The organism is Amaricoccus macauensis (genome assembly GCF_049800915.1).
Taxonomy (GTDB): Bacteria; Pseudomonadota; Alphaproteobacteria; order Rhodobacterales; family Rhodobacteraceae; genus Amaricoccus; species Amaricoccus macauensis_A.
Map to the genome: position 1 here is coordinate 885752 of NZ_JBNAFY010000001.1, position 24815 is coordinate 910566.

Sequence of the window (24815 nt, forward strand, 5' to 3'; positions counted from 1 at the left end):
GAGCGCCTTCAAATCAGGCTAGCGCCTGTTCGGCGCCGGTCAATGCCCATTTCTCTGCTCGTGCCGGAAGGGATGCGCCGGGTAGACCCCGATGATCTGCAGATGATCGGTGAAGAAGGCCAGTTCCTCGAGCGCGCGCTGCACCGGCGGATCTTCCGGATGACCCTCGATATCGGCATAGAACTGCGTCGCGGTGAAATGACCGTTCACCATGTAGCTCTCGAGCTTGGTCATGTTGACGCCATTGGTCGCGAACCCGCCCATGGCCTTGTAGAGCGCTGCCGGAATGTTGCGCACCCGGAAGACGAAGGTCGTCAGCACATCACCACGCGGCGCTTCCGCCGGCTTCGGCGACATCACGAGAAACCGCGTCGTATTGTTGGCGTGATCCTCGATATGGCGGGCCAGAACCTCGAGCCCGTAGATCTTCGCGGCCAGTTCGGAGGCCAGCGCCGCCACCGCGGGATCGCGCTTCTCGGCCACGGCCTGCGCCGCACCGGCCGTATCCGCCGCCACCCGGCGCGAAAGCTTGTGCTCCTGAAGAAACCCCCGGCACTGCCCGAGCAGAACCGTGTGACTCATGGCCGTGCGCACATCCGCAAGCTGCGTGCCGGGAAGAGCGAGCAGGTTGATATGCACCCGCAGGAAATGCTCTCCGACGATGTAGAGCCCGGATTCGGGCAAGAGCTGATGAATGTCCGCCACGCGCCCATAGGTCGAGTTCTCCACCGGCAGCATGGCAAGATCTGCCCGGCCTTCCTTCACCGCCGCGATCGCGCCCTCGAAGGTATTGCAGGGCAGGTCCTCAAAGTCGGGAAAGGCTTCCGCACAAGCCTGGTGCGAATAGGCGCCGGGAACGCCCTGGAACGAAATCCGTCCTCTCCGATCTGTCATCGTCTGCCCCACTGGGTTCTGGTCATGGTTCGGGGGGCTTACGGGGCAGCGCGGGGATTTGCAACGGGGCCAGCGTCACCGCCGCCGCCCGAACCCGACCCATCTGAAACCCTGACCATCCCAGACGAAAAATCGCGACCCTCAAAGGGCCGCGATCCATTGTCTCAGAAGCGCAGTCCGCTCTCGCGCTTCAAGGTGTTAGAGCGGCTCAGTTAACCAGATTGGCTTCGGTGTATTTGTCGACTTCTTCGCGGGTCACACCATCGGCCAGTTCCACGACCTTCAGCCCGCCTTCGACCACGTCGAACACGCCCAGGTTGGTGATGATCCGGTCGACGACACCCTTGCCGGTCAGCGGCAGCGTGCATTCCTTCAGAAGCTTCGACTCACCCTTCTTGTTGGCGTGATCCATCACCACGACAACCTTCTGCACACCGGCCACGAGATCCATCGCGCCGCCCATGCCCTTCACCAGCTTGCCCGGGATCATCCAGTTCGCCAGATCGCCGTTTTCCGCCACTTCCATCGCGCCGAGAATGGCCGCCGCAATCTTGCCGCCACGGATCATCCCGAAGGAAGTCGCGCTGTCGAAATAGGAGGTGCGGTTGAGCTCCGTGATCGTCTGCTTGCCGGCGTTGATCAGGTCCGGATCTTCCTCGCCCTCGTAGGGAAACGGACCCATGCCTAGCATGCCGTTCTCGGACTGAAGCGTGATGTCCTTGTCGCCCACGTAGTTCGCCACCAGCGTCGGGATGCCGATGCCGAGATTGACATACATTCCGTCTTCGAGTTCTTCCGCCGCCCGCGCGGCCATCTGGTTGCGGTCCCAGGGCATTCAGTTTCTCCCATATCTTGCAAGCATGTTCACTTCCGGAACATCACGAGGTCAGAGCGACCGGAGTCGTCTCGACATGTCCGTCAAGCATCGCGAAGAGTTTGTCAAACCACAGAACGCCATATTCCGCGTTCATGTGCGCGGATTCATCTGCCGGATGCCGCTCGTCAAGCCAGAGCCGCTCCGCCAACAGGCGCGCACCGGCAGGTCTGCGTCGGGTGATTTCATCAAGAATTACCTTTCGTCTTCTGGCTTGAGCCGGTTAGATCCTCGCTCCGGAAAACCCGACAGGGGATCTGTGGCACGCATCGCCCGCGTGCGCGTCCCTTGGCGTGTCACGTGCATAGTCGATGGATGCCCCACGCGCAAAGGTGCAAGCCGGCGACAAGGAGGATAGAAGATGCAAAATGTAGTCACCGGCAGGAAGGTGCTCATTACGGGTGCAAGTCGCGGTATTGGAGAGGCCACCGCGCGCCACCTGGCGGGCCTCGGAGCGGACATCATTCTGGCCGCCCGCAGCGCCGGTGCAATCGAGGCCATAGCCGAGGATATCCGCGCCGATGGCGGCAAGGCCACGGCCAAGACCTGCAACGTGGCATCATACGCCGATGCCGAGGCAGCCGTCGGTGAAGGCGTGGACGTTCTGGTGAACAACGCCGGCCTGATCGACCCGATTGCACGGATCCACGAAAGCGATCCCGAGGCATGGGCACGCGTGATCGACGTCAACGTCAAGGGCGTCTACAACTGCGCCCGTGCCGCCCTGCCCGGCATGCTGGCGAAGGGTGCGGGCACGATCATCAACATCAGTTCCGGAGCAGCCACAGGCGCACTCGAAGGCTGGAGCCACTACTGCGCCTCCAAAGCCGCCGCACTTTCGCTCACCCACTGCCTCGACAAGGAATATCGCGAGAGCGGCATCCGCGTGATCGGCCTCAGCCCCGGCACCGTCGCGACGGAGATGCAGACCACGATCAAGGCTTCGGGCATCAACCCGGTGAGCCAGCTCGACTGGTCGGCCCATATCCCGCCTGAAGCCGTGGGCCGCGCCATCGCCTGGCTGTGCGGTCCGGGTGGGGACGCGTATCGCGGCACCGATTTTTCGCTCCGCACGGTCGAAGGCCGGCGCGCCGCCGAACTCCCCGTCGAGGGCGCGACCGCCTGATAGGGCCGGATCAGGACGATGGCAGGGCCCGAGGATCGAAGTCGCACCATTCGGCTGCCTTGAGCCAGTTGGCGGTGAACCCGTCCAGCAGGTATGTGTCGAATACCCGGGCTTCCCCCTCGCGCATCCGCGCGACAATGAGGGTATTGCTCGCGCGCAGCTCCGCCACCGCATCGCCGATGAACCCGGTGGTCATGATCGCCTCAACCGAGGGTTCGCCCCAATCGCTCGTGCCCTCGGAAACGAAGACCTCGCTCGACAGCCAGCTCTCCTCGCCGTCGAAGATCAGCGAGATCTCATCGGTGTCCCGAAGCGGCAAGGCCTCGCCGCGGAAATAGACCGGCTCATAGACCAGGGTCGCGTTGAACCCCTTGGGGTCGACGTGGAGCGAGAGACTGCCGTTGCCGTCGCCGCCGGTGCGAACCTCGCAGCTGCCGGTGTCAGTCGTCTGGACCCGCCAATGGCCCTTTTCCCAATAGGACGCGCTCGCGGGTGTGGCTGACAAACCGAACAGCGCGGCTGCAATGGCGAAGGACGTGACGTGCGGCATGCAGGTAGCCTTTCCGATGGCAGGATGGAAATGGCAGAGTGCTGATGACCGATTAACAGGAGGTGACACCCGGCCTTCACCTCGCGGGTGGCCGGGCGCTTCTCTCGATCCATATGAGCGCGTGCGGGGTTCCGAAGGCTGCTGCTGCCGAACTGACGGTGAGGGCACGACCGACTGAAGCGGCCCTCGCGAGGCCGCAGAAGTTAAGCCAAGATGAATTCCGATATGGCTCTCCTAGCCATATCGAAACCATATCGATTCCATACAGAATCCATACGTCGATTTCGCGGCGAATTCCGGGGGTCGCAACGCCTCGGCGCGGGCGCTCCCCGGCCCCTGTTCAGGCCGCTGTTCTGGGCCGCGTCGTGCGCTGCTCGATGCGCTTCTCGTGCTGACCCTGGATCAGGCGATGCACGTAGATCCCAGGCAGATGGATCTGGTCGGGATCAAGCGAACCGCGCGGCACGATCTCCTCGACCTCCACCACACAGACCTTTCCGCAGGTCGCGGCCGGTGGGTTGAAGTTGCGTGCGGTCTTGCGGAACACGAGGTTGCCGGTGTCATCCGCCTTCCATGCCTTGACGATCGAAAGATCCGCCACGATTCCACGTTCGAGAATGTAATCCTGACCGTCGAAGTTCTTCACTTCCTTGCCTTCGGCAATCACCGTGCCGACGCCGGTCTTGGTATAGAAGCCCGGAATACCCGCACCACCCGCACGCATGCGCTCCGCCAGCGTGCCCTGAGGATTGAATTCCAGCTCTAGTTCACCGCTGAGATACTGACGCATGAATTCGGCATTCTCGCCCACATAGGAAGAGATCATCTTCTTGATCTGCTTCGTCTGGAGCAGGATTCCCAGGCCGAAATCGTCCACACCGCAATTGTTCGATGCGATGGTAATGTCCTTGGTTCCCGCCTTCTTGATCGCCTCGATCAGAAGCTCGGGAATGCCGCAGAGGCCAAATCCGCCCGCCGCAATGAACATGCCGTCGAACAAGAGGCCGTCGAGCGCGGCTTCGGCGGATTTATAGACTTTCTGCATCGCTTTCCCCCGGTATTATGGCGTCGCGTCATCGCGACTTTGGATGCCCCGTGCATCCGGGAAGGCGCAGTGGGTGTCAAGAGGGACAAGGGCCAATTGCCGGTCTTGCGCGGCCCGAGAACTCAGGCGTTGTGCGGAATCTCTTCCGTGTAGACGATCATCGAGGCACCCGCCTCACGCGCGCCATCCAGCGCCTGCTGCATGATCGGGTGACGGTCCGCCAGTGCTTCATTGACGACGGGGCCACAGGTAATGACCCGAGGATAGATCCAGCCTGCCCCATCGACCTCCCGCAGGGCTTTTTCCTGCGCCTCATCCGATGTCGTGCCCGTCACATAGACGATGAGCGCATGTCTCGCTCCAGGCCTATACTTGCTTTCGTCACCGGCCACGGCCTCTGTAAAGAAAATGTACATCGGATCGCCCATGCCCACCCCCGGACTGTCCGCAAGATCGATTGCGGCAATTCTAATCGAATTGTCGATTATTGGGTGGGTGCTCGTCTACTGTCTACTTCCATGGACCACATTGATTAACGGTGGTCAGACGCGAAATTCTCGAGAATTTCACTCATGGGACAGCAGCGTTCAGGCCGCGATGATCTCCTCGATCTCCGCTTGGAGCGCCTTTGTTTCACGTGCCGCAGCCGAACGGTTCGACAATTCCCCTGCGGTTCTGCCATCAAGAAATGCCTGGGCGAAAGCCACCCGGTTCCCGAGACGCGAGGTCAGAAGAAGGTCCTGCGCATCACCCAGACTGTCGAGAATATCATCCAGTGTGCTCATCCGCGGCGGCACACGGTTGAGAAGGATTCGGCAGGGTGTCTTGAAGCGCGCGGCACTGCTTATGACGGTCTGGCTCGCCCACACGTCCACGGCCGAGGGCTGACAGGGCGCGACCACCATGTCGCTCTCGCGCAAGACGTTGTCGAGCAGGGTCGAATCCGCGCCCGGGCAATCGACAAGCACCAGATCGTGCTTCTTTCGCGCCTGTTTCATGTCGCTTGCTGCGCGATAGTTCCTGCTTTCGATCAGGGTCAGATTCGGGTCGGCCCGCAATTCAGCCCAGCGGGTGAGCGAATGCTGTGGGTCCAGATCGAGAAGCGCGACCGACTTGCCTGCACGCGCCCAGCCGGCTGCGAGATGCGCAAGAACCGTTGTCTTGCCTGCACCGCCCTTTTGTTGGGCAAAAGTAATTATATAGCCCATATATCCTGTGCCTCCTGCCCCTCGATCCGCAGTATATGGGAAGCAAATCGTATGGAAAGATAAAACTCGAATAAAAAGGGACTGATTGCCTGGCCCGGTTGACCCTCACGGACATCTCGGCAAGTGTCACGGCTGTTCGGAAGCGGCGACGGTAAACCGGGGGGAACCGAAATGCGTGAATGGTGGCGCGGGTGCGTGATCTATCAGATCTATCCAAGATCGTTTCAGGATCGGAACGGGGACGGTATTGGCGACATTCCCGGCATCACGTCGCGGCTGAAACATGTGGCCGACCTCGGGGCTGATGCAGTTTGGCTCTCGCCGGTCTTTCCCTCTCCCATGGCAGATATGGGATACGATGTTTCCGACTATACCGACATCGACCCGCTTTTTGGCACTCTGTCCGATTTCGACGCGATGATCGAGGAAGCGCACGGATTGGGCCTCAAGGTCATCATCGATCAGGTCTTGAGCCACACGTCGCATCTCCACCCCTGGTTCGTAGAGAGCCGGAAAAGCCGTACCAACCCCAAGGCGGACTGGTATGTCTGGGCTGATCCGAATCCCGATGGGACACCGCCGAACAATTGGCTTTCCGTATTCGGCGGCGGCGCCTGGGAATGGGACAGCGTTCGGCGGCAATACTACCTCCACAATTTCCTCGCGGAACAACCTGACCTGAACTTCCACAACAGTGACGTACAGGATGCCCTGCTCGAGACGATGCGCTTCTGGCTGGAACGTGGCGTCGATGGTTTCCGCCTCGATACGGTGAACTACTACCTCCACGATGCGCAGCTCCGGAACAACCCGGCTGCCACGCGCAACGATCCGCAACCGGCCGTGAATCCCTACGACATGCAGAACCACGACTTCGCGCGCAACCGTCCGGAAAATGTCGAGTTTCTCAAGCGGATGCGCGCCCTTCTTGATGAATACGATGAACGGATGCTGGTAGGTGAAGTGGGCGAGCGTGGCCAACGCGCCATTGACATCATGACCCAATACACCTGCGGCGACGATCGGCTGCACATGGCCTACTCCTTCGAGCTTCTCGAAGCGGACTTCCGGCCGGAACAGTTTTCCCACGGGATCAGGGAGTTCTTCGCGCAGGGAGAAGACAGCTGGCCCTGCTGGAGTTTTTCAAATCACGACGTCCGTCGCCATGTGACCCGCTGGGCGAAATACGGCGCGAGCCAGGATGAGTTGGCAAAGCTGACAGCGGCTTTGCTTGTCAGCCTGCGCGGAACGGTCTGCATCTACCAGGGCGAGGAACTCGGACTAGCCGAGGCGGAACTCGAATTCGAGGAACTGACAGATCCACCGGGTATCCGCTTCTGGCCCGAATACAAGGGTCGCGATGGCTGCCGCACCCCCATACCGTGGGATGCCACCAACCCTTGCAGCGGATTCTCCACCGCACTGCCCTGGCTGCCGGTCAAGCCGCCGCAGGCTGCGCGCAATGTTCATGAGCAGGAACTCGACGATGCGTCCGTCCTGCATTTCTATCGCACGCTTCTGACGTGGAGACGGGATCACCCGGCACTCTTCACGGGAACCATTCGGTTCCTCGACGTTCCAGATCCGGCACTGGCAATCTTGCGGGAAGACGACGAGGATCTTCTCCTATGCGTCTTCAACCTGTCGCCGGAACCGATGGAATTGACGACGACGGGAACGATGGATTTTGCGGAAGGAGCGCCACGACAGTCCGCTGAACTTGCCAGTGATGGCCTGAAGCTTGGCCCCAACGGGTTCGCCTACCTCACCACCACAGAAAATCCAGATGAGGTTCTCTTGAAGGAAAAAGCCTGACACAGGCTGCTTCCGGACCGGGCCGGCGCCGAGGTGCCGGCATTCGCCCCATTCAGCGAACTGTCAGGGCACTTCGGCGAAACTGTCGCGGAGCGCCTGGCTCCAAGCGTCCGACATCGCCGTGAAGCTTGGATCGCCCGGTTCGATCCGCTCATTGCAGCAGATCCGAAACTCGTCGGTCTTGATCATCGCCAGATCGAGCGGCATGCCGACTGAGAGGTTGGATCGGAGCGTGGAATCCATCGACAGCAGCACGGCCTTCCGACCATCCTCCAGGCTGGTTTCCGGCGTCACCACTCGATCCAAAATCGGCTTGCCATATTTGTGCTCACCGATCTGGAGATAGGGCGTGTCCGGCGTGGCCTCGATGAAATTGCCCTCCCGGTATATCAGGAAGAGCCTCAGCGCACCGCCCTTGCGCTGCCCCGCCAGCAGCATGGAGGCGGTGGCCATCTGGTTCATTGCCCCCATCTTCTGGTTTATCTCGAGACTCACTTCGTTGAGTGTGCGGCCAACGATTTCCGCCACCTGGAGCATGCTCTCAGCCAGAAGGATCGAGTCTGTTGGCGAAGCATCGGATCTACTGATCTTGTGCTTCAGTTTCGCGAGCACGGTCTGGGTGACTGAAAGGTTGCCGGCGGTCATCAGGACGATCGCACGCTCACCCGGCACCTCGAAAGTGAACATCTTGCGGTAGACCGACACATTGTCGATCCCCGCATTGGTGCGCGTGTCTGAAAGGAGGACCAATCCCGCATCCAGACGCAGGCCCACGCAATAGGTCATGTTACCGGGCCTCCAGGCGCCCCGCTATTGTTGCGCGGACACCATCACAGCAACATCCATTGCTTCGATCCCGCCTCCGCGCGATACACCACGAATCGGGGCGGCTTCAATGGCATCACGTCCGGAACCAAGACGAATGTAGCGATCATCGGGGCATGTGGCGTTCGATGCGTCAAATCCGACCCATCCGAGGCCGTCGATGTTTATCTCTGCCCAGGCATGACTGGCCTCGCCATTGCTACCGTCCTGATCGACCAGGAGATAGCCAGTCACGTAACGCGCCGGCAGGTTCGCGAGGTGGGCCAGCGCGATCAGCACATGGGCATGATCCTGGCAGACACCCTCGCCGGCTTCGACAACCTCAGCCGCAGTGGAATGCGCGTGGGTGGTTCCGGGACGGTAGGCGACGATCTTCGCAACGAAGTCCGAAAGCGCATGCGCGCGGGCCAGATCGTTGTTCTTGTCTTTCAGCCCTCTGAACGCACGGGACAGCAGATCATCGAAAGCGGGGCCCGCTTTCGTCGCCTTGGTTGCTCGAAGGTAGCACCGAGGCGAGATGATTTCCGAATGACCGCGCAAGACCCCGGACGTGTTCTGTGTCTCGACAAGACCGGAAACCTCGACCTCAATTCGTTCGACTGGGCCATCCACCGTCATCGTCGTGATCAGGTCACCCGCGCCGTCTGTGAACTGCGCCCCGACTGTCGCGCCTGCGGCTGTCACATTCCACGACGAGACCGTCTGGCACTGCGAATTTGCGGGCGTAAGCCGGTGGCTCTGCGCCACGAAACGCATGGGCTTGTCATATTCGTAGACCGTGGTGTGCTGGACCTTGAGTCTCATTCAGTTCACCCCGAACAGGTAGTCGTCGGCCACATCGAGGCTCAGCGAAGAATTCTGATTGATGAATCGCGTGAGGAACTCGTGCAGGCCTTCGTTGACGATATCGTCGACCCGTGCCTCGGCCAGTTCCGCTATCAGCTTGCGCTGTCGCGCATGTGCATGAACCGTTCGGCCGTAAGCATGTGAAAGTCGATTGAGATGGTATCCGATCTTCTCCTGACAATGCAGGAGCGAGCGCGGGAAGGCTGCGTTCAGGATCAGGAAATGAGCGATCTTGCGAGGATTGTATTCGCTTCCATACGCCCAGTGGAACGAACGGAAGGCAGAAAGCGCCCGCAGAAGTGTCGTCCACTGATACGTATCCACACCGCCGCCAACCATGTCGATCGTCGGCAGCAGAACGTAATACTTGACATCGAGAAGCCGCGCCGTGTTGTCGCCCCGCTCGAGATAGCTGCCGATATTCAGGAAATCATAGCCATCATTCTGAAGGTGGGTCGTCTCGGTATAACCGCGCAGAATCGCGCATTGCCGCTTCGTCCAGTCGCAAAGTTCCGGAAGCGGCGCAGCCGAGCGTGGGCGCCGCTCCAACTCCTTCATCTCCAAATAGGCGACGTTGAGGGCATCCCACATGTTTGACGTAAGTGCGGTGCGCACGGCTCGTCCGTTCTGCCGTGCAGTCTCCAGACAGGAGATCACGCTCGCCCCGTTGTCGCGATCGAAGAAGAGCCAGCTTTCGACGTCACGCTGGTGATACTGGTCTCCGTATTTCTCCTCGAACCCGACCGAGGATCCAGCTGCCGCGACAAGCGGCGACCATTCGTTCCGGTATCCCTGGCCCGTCGATGGCATGAGAGACATGCGGTAACCGACCTCGAGCAGGCGAGCCATGGTTTCGGCGCGCTCCATGTAGCGCCCGATCCAGTAGAGGTTTTCGGCGGTACGGCTGAGCATTACGTTCCCCTCAATCCGCCAGAACCCAGGTGTCCTTGACCCCGCCGCCCTGACTTGAATTCACCACAAGCGAGCCTTCGCGCATTGCGACGCGCGTCAGACCACCGGGACAGAGATGAACCTCCTTGCCCACGAGACAATACGGTCGCAGGTCCACGTGCCGTGGCGCGATCCCCTCGTCCACGAAGGTCGGGCAAGCGGAAAGCGAAAGCGTGGGCTGCGCGATGAACTCCTCGGGCGCCGCCTTGATGCGCTCGGCATAAGCCGCGATCTCTTCCTTCGTGGATCTCGGTCCGACGAGCATTCCGTAGCCACCGGAGCCATGAACTTCCTTGACGACAAGATCCTTGAGGTTCTCGAGGACGTATTTGCAGTCCTTCGGCTCAGAACATTTCCACGTCTGGACGTTCTTCAGGATTGGCTCCTCGCCCAGGTAGAACCGCACCATCTCCGGGACGTATATGTAAACGGCCTTGTCATCGGCGACGCCGGCGCCCGGCGCCGAAGCAATGGCCACGCCTCCTGACCGATAGACGTTCATCAGGCCGGGCACACCGAGCATCGAATCGGGGCGGAAACACAGGGGATCGAGGAAGCTGTCGTCGATACGCCGGTAGATCACGTCCACTCGCTTGGGCCCTTCGGTGGTTCGCATGTAGACGAAATCGCCCTGCACGAAGAGATCCTGCCCCTCGACAAGCTCGATGCCCATCTGGTCCGCAAGGAAGGAATGCTCGTAATACGCCGAATTGAACGATCCCGGCGAGAGCAGAACGCTGACCGGTGTATCCTGCGCCTTCCGTGGTGCCACGGATGCGAGAGTACGGCGGAGAAGCGTCGGATAGTCATCCACGGGTAGAATGCGCACGGACCTGAAAAGGTCAGGAAACATGCGCATCATGATCTCGCGGTTCTCCAGCATGTAGCTGACGCCCGATGGGGTTCGGCAGTTGTCCTCGAGAACGAAGAAATCTCCCGGCCCTGTCCGCACCAGGTCGATGCCGACGATATGGCTGTAGACATTGGCCGGCGGATCGATCCCGACGACCGAAGGTTCGTAGGCGTCGTTGCGATAGACCAGATCCGCCGGAATTACGCCGGCCCGGATGATCTCGCCGCGATGGTATACATCGTAGAGGAAGGCGTTCAGCGCGCGTGCCCGCTGCTTCACCCCGCGCTCCAGTTTCCGCCACTCCGCCTCGGTAAAGACCCGTGGCATGATGTCGAACGGTATCAGGCGCTCGACATCGCCACCCTCTCCGTAGACTGCAAATGTGATACCGATACGCCGGAACAGCGCCTCGGCTTCATATTTCTTCTGCGTCAGAACGTCAGGCGGTGTGCTGTCTACCCAGCGCTTGAGCTGCTCGTATGCCGGGCGCACATCGTCGCCGTCAAACATTTCGTTGAAGGTCTTAATCGGACCGCTCCCCAATTTGTCCCGGCGCCTACTAAATTGATTTCATACCGAGAACGCAAGCCGTGCCACGCGCGTTTTTGCGGCACATGCGAAAATTGCACGCGTCATGACCATTCGCGGTCGCAATATACAGAACATCGCCATCCGAGTGTCGGAAATCGTGTGTGAATGGTCGCTTGCAATGCGAAGTTAACTAAGATCCACAGAGCTGAAAGATGGCATTTGCAACATATGCAGCCTTGTGCTTAGCATTCGGGCAACTTTCTGGTTGGTGAGCAACAGCTCAGGTGAGGACTACATGGCGGCCGAAAGCGGCGACACGGCATTCGTTTCTTTTGAACAGGTGCAGAAGAGCTACGATGGCGAGACGCTCGTCGTGAAGGATCTCAATCTCTCGATTGGAAAGGGCGAGTTTCTGACGATGCTCGGCCCGTCGGGCTCCGGCAAGACCACCTGCCTGATGATGCTGGCTGGGTTTGAAACGGCAACTCACGGAGAGATCCGGCTCGCTGGAAAGCCGATAAACAACATTCCGCCCCACAAGCGCGGAATCGGTATGGTGTTCCAGAACTACGCCCTCTTTCCCCACATGACGGTGGCCGAAAACCTCGCATTTCCGCTGGAGGTGCGCGGCATGGGCAGGAGCACCCGGGACGAAAAGGTCAAGAAAGCGCTCGACATGGTTCAGATGGGCGCATTCGGCGGACGTCGACCGGCCCAGCTGTCCGGCGGGCAGCAACAGCGCATCGCGCTGGCGCGTGCGCTGGTATTCGAACCCGACCTCGTTCTCATGGACGAACCGCTTGGGGCGCTCGACAAGCAGCTCCGTGAACACATGCAGTATGAGATCAAGCATCTGCACGAAAGTCTCGGAATCACCGTGGTCTACGTCACCCACGATCAGTCCGAAGCACTCACGATGTCGGACCGGGTTGCGGTGTTCAATGACGGCGTGATCCAGCAGCTCGCCGCCCCTCCCACACTCTACGAACGCCCTGACAACGCCTTCGTCGCCCAGTTCATCGGCGAGAACAACAAGCTTGTCGGAAAGGTTACGTCTATCGACGGCGATCAGGCCCGCGTGGCGATCGAGGGCGCGGGGGAAGTTTCCGCAGTTGCGGTTTGCTGTGGCAAGGTTGGCGAGGAAACAATGCTCTCGATCCGGCCCGAGCGCGTCATCATCGGGGCCGAACCCTCGCAGAATGCGCTGCACGGCGAGGTCAAGGAACTGATCTATCTCGGCGATCACATTCGCTGCCGCATGAGCGTTGCAGGACATGACGATTTCATCGTCAAGGTCCCCAACAGCAGCGCCCATGCAACCCTGCATGTCGGGGAAACCACGAATGTTGGTTGGAACACGGATGATTGCCGGGCCCTCAACGCGGCCTGAACCCCAGGCCAAGGCAAAAGGGACGAAGGGGCACACCATAATGACGACACTGAGGAGTATGAAATGAAATTGAAGCATTGGTTGGGTGCTACGGCAATCGCCCTTGCCCCCGCGGTCTCCGGAACCGCTCTACTCGCGCAGGATCTGCCCGAATGCGAGGACTGCGCAGACAGCCTGACCGTCGTATCATGGGGCGGTGCCTACCAGAATTCCCAGCAGAATGCCTACTCCGAGCCCTATTCGGAGATGACCGGCACCAGCTTCACCTGGGACGAAAGCTCGAACGAAGCGGTCGCAAAGCTTCGCGCAATGTTCGAGGCCGGGAATGTCACCTGGGATCTGGTCGACGTGGAAGGCCCGGATAGCCAGCGCCTTTGCGACGAAGGCCTGGCCATGGAGATCGACGTCGAAGAGATGCTCGCAGCCGGCGCCGATGGCTCCGAAGCCGAGGATGATTTTGGTGACAGCCTGATCAACGACTGCTTCATTCCGCAGATCGTCTTTTCCACCACGTTCGGTTATCGGACGGATGTTGCCGATTGGAACGGCGCCGTGCCTGAAGATCTGTGCGCGGTTTTCGATCTCGAGACCTTCCCGGGCAAGCGCAGCCTCGAGAAACGCCCGAAGAAGAACCTCGAATGGGCACTGCTCTGCGACGGCGTCGCCAAGGAAGATCTCTACGACGTGCTTTCGACACCAGAAGGCGTTGATCAGGCACTCGCCAAGCTTGGAACGATCAAGGATCAGGTTGTCTGGTGGTCGGCCGGCGCCGAAACGCCGCAGCTCCTGGCAGATGGCGAAGTTGTCATGGGCTCGACCTACAATGGCCGCCTCTTCTCGGTGATCGAGGAACAGGACCAGCCCGTCGCGATGCTTTGGGACTGGCAGGTCTTCGACTTCGACGGATGGATCATTCCGGCTGATCTGCCTGAAGAGCGCCTGAACCGCGTCCTCCACTTCGTGAAGTTCGCGACCGACACTCAGCGCCTCGCTGATCAGGCCAAATACATCTCATACGGTCCGGCACGCGCCTCGTCGCAGCCGCTCGTGTCTACCCATGCAGACCTTGGCATCGAGATGGGGCCGCACATGCCGACCAATCCCGATAACCAGAAGAACTATCTGGTGAACAACATCGAATGGTGGGCGGACAACCAGGATGATGTCGAAGCCAAATTTCAGGTTTGGCTGACCCAGTAATCCCACACGACGCACCGGGGTCCAGGCCTGGATCCCGGTGTTCTTCCTTCCGAAGACGAGAGTGAGACGCGTTCCCGTGACCGACGCCCCAGGATCCGCAAGCACACCCCCCGCAGGCCCCGTTCTTGCGGCAGACGGAACGCCACTCAAGAAAAGCCTTCAACGTGCGCTCCGGGCGCAGAAACTGCGCGCCCTGGCGCTGGTCGCCCCACTTCTCATCTTCGTTCTGATGAGCTTTCTGTTTCCGATTGGCGACATGCTGTTCCGCTCGGTCGAAAACCAGATCGTCCCGAACACGATGCCCCAGACGGTGCGTGAATTGCGCGGCTGGGAAGGCGCCGGAGACGAACTCCCACCTGAAAGCACCTTCGACGCCCTATACTACGATCTCTTTCTTGCGGCCGAAGCCAAGCAACACACCCGCCTGGGCACCCGTCTCAACTACGAAAAGCCCGGCCTTTCCTCACTCTTCCGCTCTACGGGGCGCAGCCTCGATGATGTGGGCGAGCAGTATCAGGATGTCTTCGAGGAGCTCGATCCCCGCTGGGAGGAAGCTGGGTTCTGGTTCGAACTCATGACCGGCGGATCTGATGCCGAACCGGATAACACCGAATTGCTCGCTGCCAGGGAACGGCTCGAAAAGCTCACTTCCGATGACATGAGCGGGGAGGTCGGCTTCGTTCCGGGAGCGGCGATCAGTCAGGTTCTACCTCGGACAGTTCGTGAGTATGCGGCTTTTGCGTTATTCACGGCCATCGAGGACGAGGATGTCGTCGCGGAAGAAGAGCCCTGGGAAGCGGTCTATCTCGCGCTCGGGCAGGATATGCAGGACCCGACACTTGCCCCCGGCATCTCCGCCTATGCGGGGCCAGGCTCAGACGCACTTGCGGCAGCACTCGAGAATGTTGACTCCCTGCCCCGCGTCGAGATGTCAGCCACTTTCGCGGAGATCGACAGCGATTGGTCGAGCGCGGCCAACTGGGAAACCATCAACCTCTATTCCGGCAACTATACCAACGGCTACCTGCTGAACGCAGTCGATATGAAGAAGACCGTCGACGGGCCGGAACTCAAACCGGAATCCCAGCGCATCTATCTCAAGCTTTTCTGGCGCACGATGCTGATGAGCCTCGCGATCACCTTTCTGTGCTTCCTGCTGGGCTACCCGATTGCCTATCTGCTCGCCATTCTGCCGCTGCGCTCGTCGAATCTGATCATGATTCTTGTGCTGCTACCGTTCTGGACCTCGCTGCTCGTGCGAACGGCCTCGTGGAAGATTCTCTTGCAACAGCAGGGTGTCATCAATGATCTCCTCGTCTGGATCGGGGTAATATCGGATGCCGGCCGCCTCGTGATGATCAACAACGCCACCGGCACCATCATCGCCATGACGCATATCCTGCTGCCCTTCATGATCCTGCCGCTCTACTCGGTGATGAAGACCATCCCGCCCTCCTACATGCGCGCCGCAAAGTCGCTGGGGGCCACGGACTGGACGGCCTTCTGGCGGGTCTACTTCCCGCAGACGATTCCCGGCGTCGGCGCGGGCGCGATCTTGGTCTTTATCCTCGCGATCGGCTATTACATCACCCCGGAACTCGTCGGTGGTACGAGCGGCATCTTCATTTCGAACCGCATCGCCTATCACATCTCTTCGTCACTGAACTGGGGCCTCGCTGCCGCACTCGCAACCATGCTGCTCATCGTCGTGCTGGCCCTCTATTGGACCTACGACAAGATCGTCGGCATCGATAACGTGAAGCTCGGATAAGGACCTCCAACATGGCCGCTCTCCCGCCGTATGCTTCCACCGGTCAGCGCCTCTGGTATTGGGCATTCCGCGCAATCTGCGTGGCAATCCTGCTGTTCCTGATCCTGCCGATCCTTGTCATCGTTCCTCTCAGCTTCAACGCCGAGGATTTCTTTACCTTCACCAAGGGCATGCTGGCGCTCGATCCGGATGCCTACTCGCTGAAGCACTACCGAGATTTCTTCACCAACTCGGACTGGCAGCAGGCGCTTTGGAACTCGGTTCGAATTGCCCCGGTGGCTACTCTGCTTGCCGTCGCACTCGGCACACTCGCGGCCATCGGACTGAGCCAGCCACACGTCCCGTTCAGGGGCGCCATCATGGCAATCCTGATCTCGCCAATGATCGTGCCGCTCATCATATCGGCTGCGGGCATGTATTTCTTCTATTCGCGCCTTGGCATTCAAGGGACCTACTGGGGCGTGGTACTGGCCCATGCTGCGCTTGGCATTCCCTTCGTGATCATAACGGTGACCGCAACATTGGTGGGGTTCGACCGAAGCTTGATCCGAGCGGCCGCAAATCTCGGAGCGAGCCCGGTCAGAACGTTCTTCAAGGTCCAGATGCCCCTGATTCTGCCGGGCGTGATTTCAGGAGCACTATTCGCCTTCATCACTTCCTTCGACGAAGTCGTGGTAGTCCTTTTCGTCGGCTCTGCCGGTCAGAAGACGCTACCGTGGCAGATGTTTATCGGTTTGCGCGAACAGATCTCCCCGACGATCCTGGCAGTCGCTACGCTTCTGGTCACGATCTCCATCCTCCTTTTGACCACACTTGAACTTCTTCGCCGTCGTTCGGAGAAAATTCGCGGTATGAGCCCCGGTTGAGCGACACCTGGGCCTATCCGCGAGAAACACCTTTCGCGCCAGCTACCGTCAATTCCAATCCGCTGACGAATGGCTATATCATGTTATGGTGCGTCAAGACGGCGTTCCGTACGCCGGAGGTGGCATGAAGACGGAAACACACGCGGCTTCAGGGTTGCTAGAGGATGAGTCGCAGGAAATCATAGCCTGCACCATCTGCGATGCGATTCATGCCGTTCCCCCCGAGATACCGGAAGGCGGTCGCATTCGCTGCATACGGTGTGGCGCAACGCTACTCCGCGGCCCGGGCAAATCCCTCGATCGCGTCCTTGCCGGCGCACTCGGAACAGTTGTCCTCGTGTTGTCTGCCCTCTTCTTCCCATTCCTGGAGATGCATGCATCGGGCCTTTCATCCGCCACGACGCTGATCCAGACCGCGTTCGCCTTCGACAAGGGCTTCACGGCTCCCCTTGCCCTGGTCCTCATGCTCCTGATCATTGTTCTTCCTGTGGTACGCGCGAGTGCACTTGCCTACGCGCTCATGCCGATCCGTCTCGGATATGCCCCGTTTCAGGGAACAAAGAAGGCTTTCCGCATCGCAAGCCATCTCAAGCCCTGGTCCATGGCTGAGGTTTTCACCGTCGGTGTTGTTGTGGCATTGGTGAAAATTGGCGGAATGGCAAAGGTCGGCCTGGGACCGGCGTTCTGGGAACTCATATTCATCGTGCTAATTGTGGCACTAGAAATGTCCAGCCTGAGCGAGAAAACGATTTGGCGCATCATCGACCAGAAGAGCCGGTCCTGACCGCGCGCGCCGCGGGCCTTGTGGGCTGCGGTGTCTGCGGCAATGTCAGCCCACCGGGTCCGCAGAAGTGCCCGCGTTGCGGCGAAGACCTCCACTCCCGGGCGCCAAGGAGCCTCGAGCGTGTTTGGGCTTGGTGGATTGCCGGCTTGATCGCCTACATTCCAGCAAATCTCTATCCGATGCTGCGAACGCAGTTTCTCGGGAGCAAAACGGATTCGACCATTGTTGGCGGTGTCGTCGACTTGCTTCACCACGGCTCCTATGCTGTGGGTGGTATCGTGTTCTTCGCCTCCGTCGTGATTCCGGTCTCGAAGTTTCTCGCGATTGGCTATCTCGCAATTTCCATCGGCCGGCACAGCCATCTCTCCTACCACCAGCGCACAATACTCTACGAAGTGGTTGAGTTCGTCGGCCGGTGGTCGATGGTCGATGTCTTCGTCGTGGCCATCCTCACGGCACTGGTGAACCTTGGGTTCATCATGGCCTTTCAGCCTGGCATCGCCTCGGTATTCTTCGCGCTTTCAGTTGCTTTTACCATGGTTTCCGCGCTATCGCTCGATCCGCGACTGATTTGGGACGATGCGGAAGAAAGCGGGGAAATTAGTGACTGATCTTTCTCCTGCGCAGCCCTCGGTTGAAGAGCGCACGAAACGCCCGCGAATATCCGCAATCTGGCTTATTCCCGTCATTGCTCTTGTGATTTCGCTGGGTGTTGCCTGGAATTCCTACAATCAACGCGGCCCCCTTATTGAAATCGAGTTCGAGTCCGCGGACGGCATTGCCGCGGACGAAACGAAACTCAAGTTCAAGAGCTATGACGTCGGCACGGTCGAGGAGGTGCGCTTCACGGAAGATCTGAGCAAGGTCATCGTGGGCGTGCGGCTTGACAAGGAAATATCCAAATACGTCGACGACAGTGCCGAGTTCTGGCTCGTGAATGCCCGCGTAGGGCCACAGGGGATCACCGGTCTCAGCACCGTCATTTCGGGAGCCTACATTGAGGGCTCCTGGGATGCGGATACGGGAGATCGCCAACAACACTATGTGGCGCTGACAAATCCGCCCCTGACGCCACCGGACACACCGGGCAAGCGAATTCGCCTACGATCCCCGACGGGGGGCTCACTTGCCGTGGGAGCACCGATCCTCTTCAAGCAGATCCAGGTGGGAACGATAGAGGAAGTCGCGCTGACTCCGGCGGGTGACGTCATGGTCTCAGCGTTCATTGAAGCGCCCCACGACGAACGATTGACCTCGTTCACGCGCTTCTGGAACGCATCCGGATTCTCCATCGATTTGAACACGTCAGGCGCCTCGCTTCAGGTCGATAGCCTTCTTTCGCTTGTGCGGGGCGGGATATCGTTCGAGACGGTCAACTCCGGTGGATCACCCATAGAATCGGACCACGTCTATCAACTGTATGCTTCGGAGCGCGCGGCACGCTCAAACGTGATCTCCGAGCAGGAAGGCGGCGCCCCGCCCCTCGAACTTGTGTCGATATTCCAGGGATCGGTCAGCGGGCTACAGGCTGGAGCCGATGTTCAGTATCACGGTGTGAAGGTTGGCGAAGTTACCGGGATCGAAGCCCGAGTCGTCGAACACAGCGATGGGCCGGGGGTTGATCTTGAAACCAGGTTCAGCATCTACCCCAATCGTGTCGGCGTGGTTTCTGATGGTGAAGAAGCGCAACAGGAGGCCTTGGAATTGATCCGCGCCGGGGTCGAGCGCGGCTTGCGAGCAAAGTTGACCCGCGCCGGTCTCATCTCACCAACTCTCTTCATCGACCTGGTCGCCGACCCCGATGAGCAACCAGCCGAATTGGTCATACGCGACAACGAGCCGCCCATCGTTCCGACCATTCCGCCTGACGAGTCCGACTTGATGGGATCGGCACAAGGCCTGGTGGACCAGGTTACCTCACTTCCGATAAAGGAGGTGATGGATGGGGTCGTCGCGCTTATTGGCAATGTGAATGCTCTGATAACGAACGACGATTTCAGGAGTGTTCCTCAGAACATCGGGGAAATGGTTTCGGAGCTTCGCGAAAGCGACCTGATCGGGAACTTGAACTCCACGGTTGAGTCATTCCAGGATGTTGCCGAGAGTATCGCGGCGGCAGAAATTGCCGGGCAGATCAATCAACTCCTCACGGAGGCTGACGGTTTGGTCCAGAATGCGACGGAAGCTTCCGCAGAACTTCCCGAGTTGCTCGCGTCTCTCAGGGATGTCGCGGACAAGGCGGGAGATCTTCCGCTCGAAAGCATCGTGGCATCGACGTCCGAATTGATCGACTCGACAACCGAATTGGTCAACAGCACCGGAATTCAGGAGTTGCCGCCTCAGGTTTCCGCCATTCTCAGCGAGATCGAAGGGACGCTCGTCGAGTTCCGCGAGAGCGGCATCGTCGACAATGCGGACGCAGCCGTCGGGTCGCTGCGCAGTGTTGCCGAAGAAGTGGCCGCCGCGCAGCTGACCGAGCAGATCAACCGGCTCATTGGCGAGGGCGAGAACATGGTGGACAACCTCTCCACCGCATCGGAGGGCTTGCCCGAATTGCTGGTTTCGCTGCAGGAGGTTTCGGACAAGGCCGCCGGGCTTCCTTTGGAAGAACTGGTCCGTTCGGCTTACGAACTGGTGAATACCACCAACGCCTTTGTCGCGGAGAGCGGGATGTCGGACTTGCCGCCGCGCCTGGCTGATACGCTGCGCGAATTGGAGCTTACCCTGGCCGAACTCCGTGAAGGGGGAACGGTGGAAAGCGTCAATGCAACACTGGCTTCCGCTGCTGAAGCAGCCGACGCCATTGAACAGGCAGCGCAGAGCTTGCCTGCATTGGTCGAGCGACTGAATCAGGCAGTCGCTCGCGCAGATAGCACTGTCGGAGCTTATGGTCCGAACTCGGCCTTCAGCAGAGATCTGTCCGCATTGCTAACTGAGGCACGTTCAGCGTCTACCGCCGTCGAGTCCCTTGCGAGGGAACTGGAACGGCGACCAAATTCAGTCATTTTCGGGAGGTGAAGGCATGAGGCGGCAATACAGGCTTGGAGTCGGCGCAGCAGCGCTTGCGCTACTGCTCTCGGCCTGTTCAGGGCCGGACTACTATCTCATGCCTGCGCAGTCGCAACCGGCGATCCGGGGCGCTGCACCAACGCGAAGTGTGGTCGTGACGGATATTAGCCTTCCCGCATATGCGGAAGCCCTGGAGATCGCCACGCTCGAGGATAATGGCGCTGTCAAGCTGCAGGGAAATGCCAGTTGGGGTGACGAGCCGCGGCGCGGCTTCACCCGTCATCTCGCGGCCGCTCTCGCGCTCAGGCTCGGCTCGCAGGTCGGCACAGACCCGTGGCCCGCATTTGCCGACGAACCCGACTATCGCGTGGAGGTAACGACGGACCGTCTGATCGGCCGGGAAGGCGGGACTGTCGATTTCGAGGGGCAGTATTTCATTCTGCGGGTCGCGAGCGGTTCCATCGCCTATTCCGGACGTTTCGATATCGAAGTTCCGGTCAGTGGCCCGGATACCGTAGACTTCGTTGAAGCACATGGAAGAGCAGTCGAGATCCTCGCGGACCAGATCGCAACACGAATAGCGGGACGGGCATCGACATAGTCCCGCCCCGGCGCTTCGCCTGCTTCAGATCGACTTGCGCGCCATCAGCGCTGCGCCGATCGTTCCATCATCCAGGTAGTCGAGTTCCCCGCCAACAGGCACGCCCTGAGCGAGCGTCGTTACCTTTACGCCAAGAGGCTCGACCTGATCGGCGATATAGTGGGCCGTCGTCTGCCCATCCACCGTGGCATTCAACGCGAGAATGACTTCCTCGACCCCGTCATTGCGAATTCTCTCCAGCAGCAACGGGATGCGAAGGGCTTCAGGCCCGGTTCCATCCAGCGCGGAAAGAACCCCGCCAAGGACATGATAGCGACCGCGGAAAAGCCCGCCCCGCTCCATCGCCCACAGGTCGGCAACACTCTCGACCACCCCGATTTCCGTCGTGCGTCGCCTTGGATCGGCGCAAACAGGGCAGATTTCACCGGTCGATATGTTTCCGCAGATTGAGCATTCGCGGACAGTGTCGGCAACATCGGCAAGCGCCTGCGCCAATGGGTCCAGCAGGGCCGCGCGCTTTCGGATCATGGTCAGCACAGCGCGCCGTGCCGAGCGCGGCCCGAGGCCCGGCAACCGGGCCATCAAACCTATCAACCGCTCGACTGCTCCATCATCGCTATCAAGACCCATTGTTCTCGTGCCGGTTCAGAAAGGCAGCTTCATGCCGGCGGGGAGGTCCAACCCTTCGGTCACCTTGCCCATCTCCTCCTGAGCTGCCGACGCAGCCCGTGCCTGCGCGTCCTGTATCGCCGCGACGATCAAGTCCTCGACGACTTCTCGCTCGTCGGGGTTGAACAGGGACGGGTCAATCGTCAGGCCCTTCACCTCCCCCTTTGCAGTCGCGGTAGCCTTGACGAGCCCCGCCCCGGCTTCGCCAACCACTTCAATCTCGTCAAGCCGGCTCTGCACGTCCGCCATTTTGGACTGCATATCCTGCGCCTGCTTCATGATCTTTGCCATGTCGCCCAATTGCCCAAGGCCTTTCAGCATAGTCTAACTCTCCTCTTCAAAAGGATCGAAGGGATCCCAATCGTCGTCCTCGGCTTCCAGTTCGGCGTCGAGCCCTTCGCGAACCGCATCGGGACCGGAAGGTTCGACACTCGCGGGAAGCCGCACGTCTTTGATCGTAGCCCCCGGAAAGGCGGCAAGTGCGGCCCTCACGAGGGGATGCGCTTGGGCTTCCGCGAAAATATTTCCGCGGCGCTCGGCAGCCTTCTCGGCAATGGTCTTGTCACCGCCGGAGCTCACCACCGAAACGCCCCAGCGTGCGCCTGTCCAGAGCTTCAACCGTTGGTTCAGACGTGCGGCAAGATCCGGCTCCGCAACATCCGACGGCTCGAACTCAATCCGCCCCGGCGTGTAGGATACCAACTTCACGCCCGCCTCGACATCCATCAGCAGGCTCATATCGCGCCGTGCACGGATGAGGGCAACCACATCGTCAAACGTCGCATACCGCGCGAGTGCTTCGACACTTTCCGAACGCGCCTGCACGGCCCTCTCTGGCTCTTTCCGTGCTACGGCAGGCCCAGCAACCGGCCTTTGGCGTGCCGTGGCTCCACCGCCTCCCGAACCTGCCCCAGCGCCCGGTGCAGGGCCGGCTGGCTCCGTGACATTCCCCGGTCCGGAAAGTCGCCGAACCAATTCACCGGGGCTCGGCAATTCAGCGACATGGGTCAGCCGAATGATCGCCATCTCAGCGGCCATCATCGCATTGGGTGCGTTCGCGACCTCGTCCAGAGCTTTCAGGAGCATTTGCCACATGCGGGTCAGCACACGCCGCCCCAATCGAGCGGAAAAGTCGAGACCTCTCGCGCGCTCGTCCGGTCCAATCGTCGGGTCATCCGCGGCATCTGGGGAGATTTGCAGCATCGATACCCAATGGGTCACTTCCGCGAGGTCACGCAGGATCGCCATCGGATCAGCGCCGGCGGCATACTGAGCCGAGAGTTCGGCCAGCGCGGCCCGCGCATCACCGTTCATCACATGCTCGAACAGATCAAGGATCCTGCCCCGATCCGCGAGGCCCAACATGGCAGCAACCTGCTCGGCCTCCGTGTTGCCACCACCATGTGCGATTGCCTGATCGAGCAGTGAGAGCGCATCACGCACGGAACCATCGCCCGCCCGCGTCAGCAGCGCGAGTGCTTCGGTTGAAACAGATGCGCCCTCCCGACCAGCAATATCTGCCAGGAACGACATCATCGTCTCGGGTTCTATCCGCCGAAGATCAAACCGCTGACAACGAGACAACACAGTCACAGGAACCTTGCGTATCTCCGTGGTCGCGAAAATGAATTTCACGTGCTCCGGTGGCTCCTCGAGCGTTTTCAGGAGCGCATTGAACGCAGAGGTGCTGAGCATGTGCACCTCATCGATGATATACACCTTGTAGAGGGCCGAAGCGGCGCGAAACGCGACCGAATCGATGATTTCGCGAATATCGCCGACACCGGTGCGACTCGCCGCATCCATTTCGAATACATCAACGTGGCGTCCGGCCGAGATTGCCTTGCAGTTCTCGCAGACCCCGCAGGGCTGAATGGTCGGTCCGCCCTGCCCGTCCTCGCCGAGGCAGTTCAGGCCCTTGGCCAGAATACGAGCAGTGGTCGTCTTTCCGACACCCCTCACACCAGTCAGGATAAAGGCATGCGCAATCCGCCCGGCCTCGAAGGCGTTGCTTAAGGTGCGCACCATGGCGTCCTGACCAATCAGGTCAGTGAAGGTTTCAGGGCGGTATTTGCGCGCCAGAACGCGGTAGGGCGCAGATTCTACGTGCTCGCTCAAGGGACCATCGCTTCCGATTGTTCAATGGAACCTATGCGGGCAGTTCGAAAGGAACAAGGGCCTCAAGGAAGCACTCAGGCCTCGATGCGAGCAATCGTCTTCTGCTCGGCCGCACCACGTGAAGATATCCACCAGGATAGCTGAAAGTGTCACCAGTCACCGAGCTTGCGGATCAAGCTCGCGCATCGAGGCAATACTGATCGGGTGATGGTGGAGCCAAGGGGGATCGAACCCCTGACCTCTTGCATGCCATGCAAGCGCTCTCCCAGCTGAGCTATGGCCCCGTTCCAGTTTTACGTTCCGAAGGGCAGTGCCCGGATCGGCGTCGCGGAGGTGTCTTTAGGGGTAGGCCCCGGTTAGATCAAGACCAAAAAACGCTGATCCGGAACAAACTGCATCAGTCCTCGTCATCCTCACCGCCGACATCCGCGATATCGTCAAGGGAGACGTTGTCATCGTCGTCTTCCAGAAGATCGTCGCCGATATCATCGTCGCCTTCGATGACATCATCCGAATCCGCAAGATCCGGCAAATCTTCTTCTTCGGCAGCAGGCTCGGGCTTGGCCTTCTCGGGGCGGAGTGCCTTGGGCCGGGAATCGGTCAGACTCTCGACAGTGAAGCTCGCTCCACAATTCGGGCAGGTCAGCGGATCCATCCGCAGATCGTAGAACCGCGTGGAACAGCTCGGGCAAACCCGTTTTACGCCCCATTCTTCTTTGGGCATTCAGTGTCCTCATTTGCTCCTGAGAGAATCCGGCGTCCGATGCCATGCGCATCCGGTGATGTCAAAGGCTTTGACAGTGCCGATGATGATTAAATTCTCAACCGCTCCTCTTAGGCAAGGGTAATAATATTACTTGAATGCAGCGCAGCGAGCATTAGTGTAAGC

23 protein-coding genes, 1 tRNA gene and 1 pseudogene are annotated in these 24815 nt (G+C 59.9%); 10 read left to right on the top strand and 15 right to left on the bottom strand.

Annotation, left to right across the window (positions count from 1 at the left end; translation table 11 throughout):
- Positions 1–39: 39 nt before the first annotated feature.
- A complete protein-coding gene (locus tag ACP15W_RS04040) occupies positions 40–894 on the bottom strand; it encodes a prephenate dehydratase (protein ID WP_424931540.1) in 855 nt (284 codons plus the stop codon).
- A gap of 208 nt (positions 895–1102) precedes the next feature.
- Positions 1103–1729: a 3-oxoacid CoA-transferase subunit B gene (locus ACP15W_RS04045; RefSeq protein ID WP_424931541.1), complete on the bottom strand. Its 627-nt coding sequence runs from the start codon at positions 1727–1729 to the stop codon at positions 1103–1105.
- 400 nt (positions 1730–2129) lie between these two features.
- On the opposite strand from ACP15W_RS04045, the gene ACP15W_RS04050 reads away from it, so the two are divergent.
- On the top strand, positions 2130–2894 hold the full coding sequence (locus ACP15W_RS04050; RefSeq protein ID WP_424931542.1) for an SDR family oxidoreductase: 765 nt from the start codon (positions 2130–2132) through the stop codon (positions 2892–2894).
- A gap of 10 nt (positions 2895–2904) precedes the next feature.
- Here ACP15W_RS04050 and ACP15W_RS04055 read toward each other — a convergent pair whose 3' ends face one another.
- The 4 genes from ACP15W_RS04055 to ACP15W_RS04070 all read right to left on the bottom strand — a co-directional run bounded on the left by ACP15W_RS04055 (position 2905) and on the right by ACP15W_RS04070 (position 5697).
- Positions 2905–3444, bottom strand: coding sequence for a hypothetical protein (locus ACP15W_RS04055; protein WP_424931543.1), 540 nt, complete (start codon positions 3442–3444; stop codon positions 2905–2907).
- A gap of 340 nt (positions 3445–3784) precedes the next feature.
- Positions 3785–4489, bottom strand: a complete 705-nt coding sequence (locus tag ACP15W_RS04060) for a CoA transferase subunit A (RefSeq protein WP_424931544.1) — start codon at positions 4487–4489, stop codon at positions 3785–3787.
- Between the two features lie 122 nt (positions 4490–4611).
- Positions 4612–4917: a hypothetical protein gene (locus ACP15W_RS04065; protein ID WP_424931545.1), complete on the bottom strand. Its 306-nt coding sequence runs from the start codon at positions 4915–4917 to the stop codon at positions 4612–4614.
- A 159-nt stretch (positions 4918–5076) separates the two neighbouring features.
- Entirely contained in the window at positions 5077–5697 is a 621-nt protein-coding gene (locus ACP15W_RS04070; RefSeq protein ID WP_424931546.1) for an AAA family ATPase, read from the bottom strand.
- Between the two features lie 171 nt (positions 5698–5868).
- Here ACP15W_RS04070 and ACP15W_RS04075 point away from each other — a divergent pair, with 171 nt between their 5' ends.
- Complete coding sequence (locus ACP15W_RS04075) at positions 5869–7512, top strand: alpha-glucosidase family protein (protein ID WP_424931547.1); 1644 nt, start codon at positions 5869–5871, stop codon at positions 7510–7512.
- A 63-nt stretch (positions 7513–7575) separates the two neighbouring features.
- On the opposite strand, the gene ACP15W_RS04080 is transcribed toward ACP15W_RS04075, so the two are convergent.
- From ACP15W_RS04080 to ACP15W_RS04095, 4 genes are read right to left on the bottom strand one after another with little or no spacing between them, the layout of a single operon-like run.
- Positions 7576–8298: a peptidase gene (locus ACP15W_RS04080; protein WP_424931548.1), complete on the bottom strand. Its 723-nt coding sequence runs from the start codon at positions 8296–8298 to the stop codon at positions 7576–7578.
- 24 nt (positions 8299–8322) lie between these two features.
- Positions 8323–9141, bottom strand: coding sequence for a transglutaminase family protein (locus ACP15W_RS04085; RefSeq protein WP_424931549.1), 819 nt, complete (start codon positions 9139–9141; stop codon positions 8323–8325).
- The gene (locus tag ACP15W_RS04090; RefSeq protein WP_424931550.1) at positions 9142–10095 is read right to left on the bottom strand and encodes an alpha-E domain-containing protein; all 954 of its coding nucleotides are present in this window, start codon (positions 10093–10095) and stop codon (positions 9142–9144) included.
- Between the two features lie 10 nt (positions 10096–10105).
- Complete coding sequence (locus ACP15W_RS04095) at positions 10106–11497, bottom strand: circularly permuted type 2 ATP-grasp protein (RefSeq protein ID WP_424931552.1); 1392 nt, start codon at positions 11495–11497, stop codon at positions 10106–10108.
- Between the two features lie 316 nt (positions 11498–11813).
- On the opposite strand from ACP15W_RS04095, the gene ACP15W_RS04100 reads away from it, so the two are divergent.
- From ACP15W_RS04100 to ACP15W_RS04135, 8 genes and pseudogenes are all read left to right on the top strand, one after another.
- Positions 11814–12908, top strand: a complete 1095-nt coding sequence (locus ACP15W_RS04100; RefSeq protein WP_424931612.1) for an ABC transporter ATP-binding protein — start codon at positions 11814–11816, stop codon at positions 12906–12908.
- A gap of 63 nt (positions 12909–12971) precedes the next feature.
- Positions 12972–14108 (top strand): extracellular solute-binding protein, encoded by a 1137-nt coding sequence (locus tag ACP15W_RS04105; protein ID WP_424931553.1) that lies wholly within the window; start codon positions 12972–12974, stop codon positions 14106–14108.
- Between the two features lie 76 nt (positions 14109–14184).
- Positions 14185–15879 carry an ABC transporter permease gene (locus tag ACP15W_RS04110; protein WP_424931554.1) on the top strand — a complete coding sequence of 565 codons (1695 nt, stop codon included), beginning with the start codon at positions 14185–14187 and terminating at the stop codon, positions 15877–15879.
- 20 nt (positions 15880–15899) lie between these two features.
- Positions 15900–16745 (top strand): annotated as a pseudogene (locus ACP15W_RS04115) (ABC transporter permease); the annotation flags it as partial.
- A 124-nt stretch (positions 16746–16869) separates the two neighbouring features.
- Complete coding sequence (locus tag ACP15W_RS04120) at positions 16870–17529, top strand: paraquat-inducible protein A (protein ID WP_424931555.1); 660 nt, start codon at positions 16870–16872, stop codon at positions 17527–17529.
- A gap of 20 nt (positions 17530–17549) precedes the next feature.
- Positions 17550–18140: a paraquat-inducible protein A gene (locus tag ACP15W_RS04125; protein WP_424931613.1), complete on the top strand. Its 591-nt coding sequence runs from the start codon at positions 17550–17552 to the stop codon at positions 18138–18140.
- Positions 18109–20547 carry an MlaD family protein gene (locus tag ACP15W_RS04130; protein ID WP_424931556.1) on the top strand — a complete coding sequence of 813 codons (2439 nt, stop codon included), beginning with the start codon at positions 18109–18111 and terminating at the stop codon, positions 20545–20547. The genes ACP15W_RS04125 and ACP15W_RS04130 overlap by 32 nt, the downstream gene beginning before the upstream one ends.
- Before the next feature lie 4 nt (positions 20548–20551).
- Positions 20552–21139, top strand: coding sequence for a PqiC family protein (locus tag ACP15W_RS04135; RefSeq protein ID WP_424931557.1), 588 nt, complete (start codon positions 20552–20554; stop codon positions 21137–21139).
- Positions 21140–21163: 24 nt separating this feature from the next.
- On the opposite strand, the gene recR is transcribed toward ACP15W_RS04135, so the two are convergent.
- The 5 genes from recR to ACP15W_RS04160 all read right to left on the bottom strand — a co-directional run bounded on the left by recR (position 21164) and on the right by ACP15W_RS04160 (position 24650).
- Positions 21164–21769: a recombination mediator RecR gene (gene recR / locus ACP15W_RS04140; RefSeq protein WP_424931558.1), complete on the bottom strand. Its 606-nt coding sequence runs from the start codon at positions 21767–21769 to the stop codon at positions 21164–21166.
- A 15-nt stretch (positions 21770–21784) separates the two neighbouring features.
- Positions 21785–22129, bottom strand: coding sequence for a YbaB/EbfC family nucleoid-associated protein (locus tag ACP15W_RS04145; RefSeq protein ID WP_424931559.1), 345 nt, complete (start codon positions 22127–22129; stop codon positions 21785–21787).
- Positions 22130–22132: 3 nt separating this feature from the next.
- The gene (locus ACP15W_RS04150; protein ID WP_424931560.1) at positions 22133–23926 is read right to left on the bottom strand and encodes a DNA polymerase III subunit gamma/tau; all 1794 of its coding nucleotides are present in this window, start codon (positions 23924–23926) and stop codon (positions 22133–22135) included.
- Between the two features lie 208 nt (positions 23927–24134).
- Positions 24135–24210: transfer RNA gene (locus ACP15W_RS04155), tRNA-Ala, on the bottom strand.
- Between the two features lie 113 nt (positions 24211–24323).
- Positions 24324–24650, bottom strand: coding sequence for a TIGR02300 family protein (locus ACP15W_RS04160; RefSeq protein ID WP_424931561.1), 327 nt, complete (start codon positions 24648–24650; stop codon positions 24324–24326).
- Positions 24651–24815 lie beyond the last annotated feature (165 nt).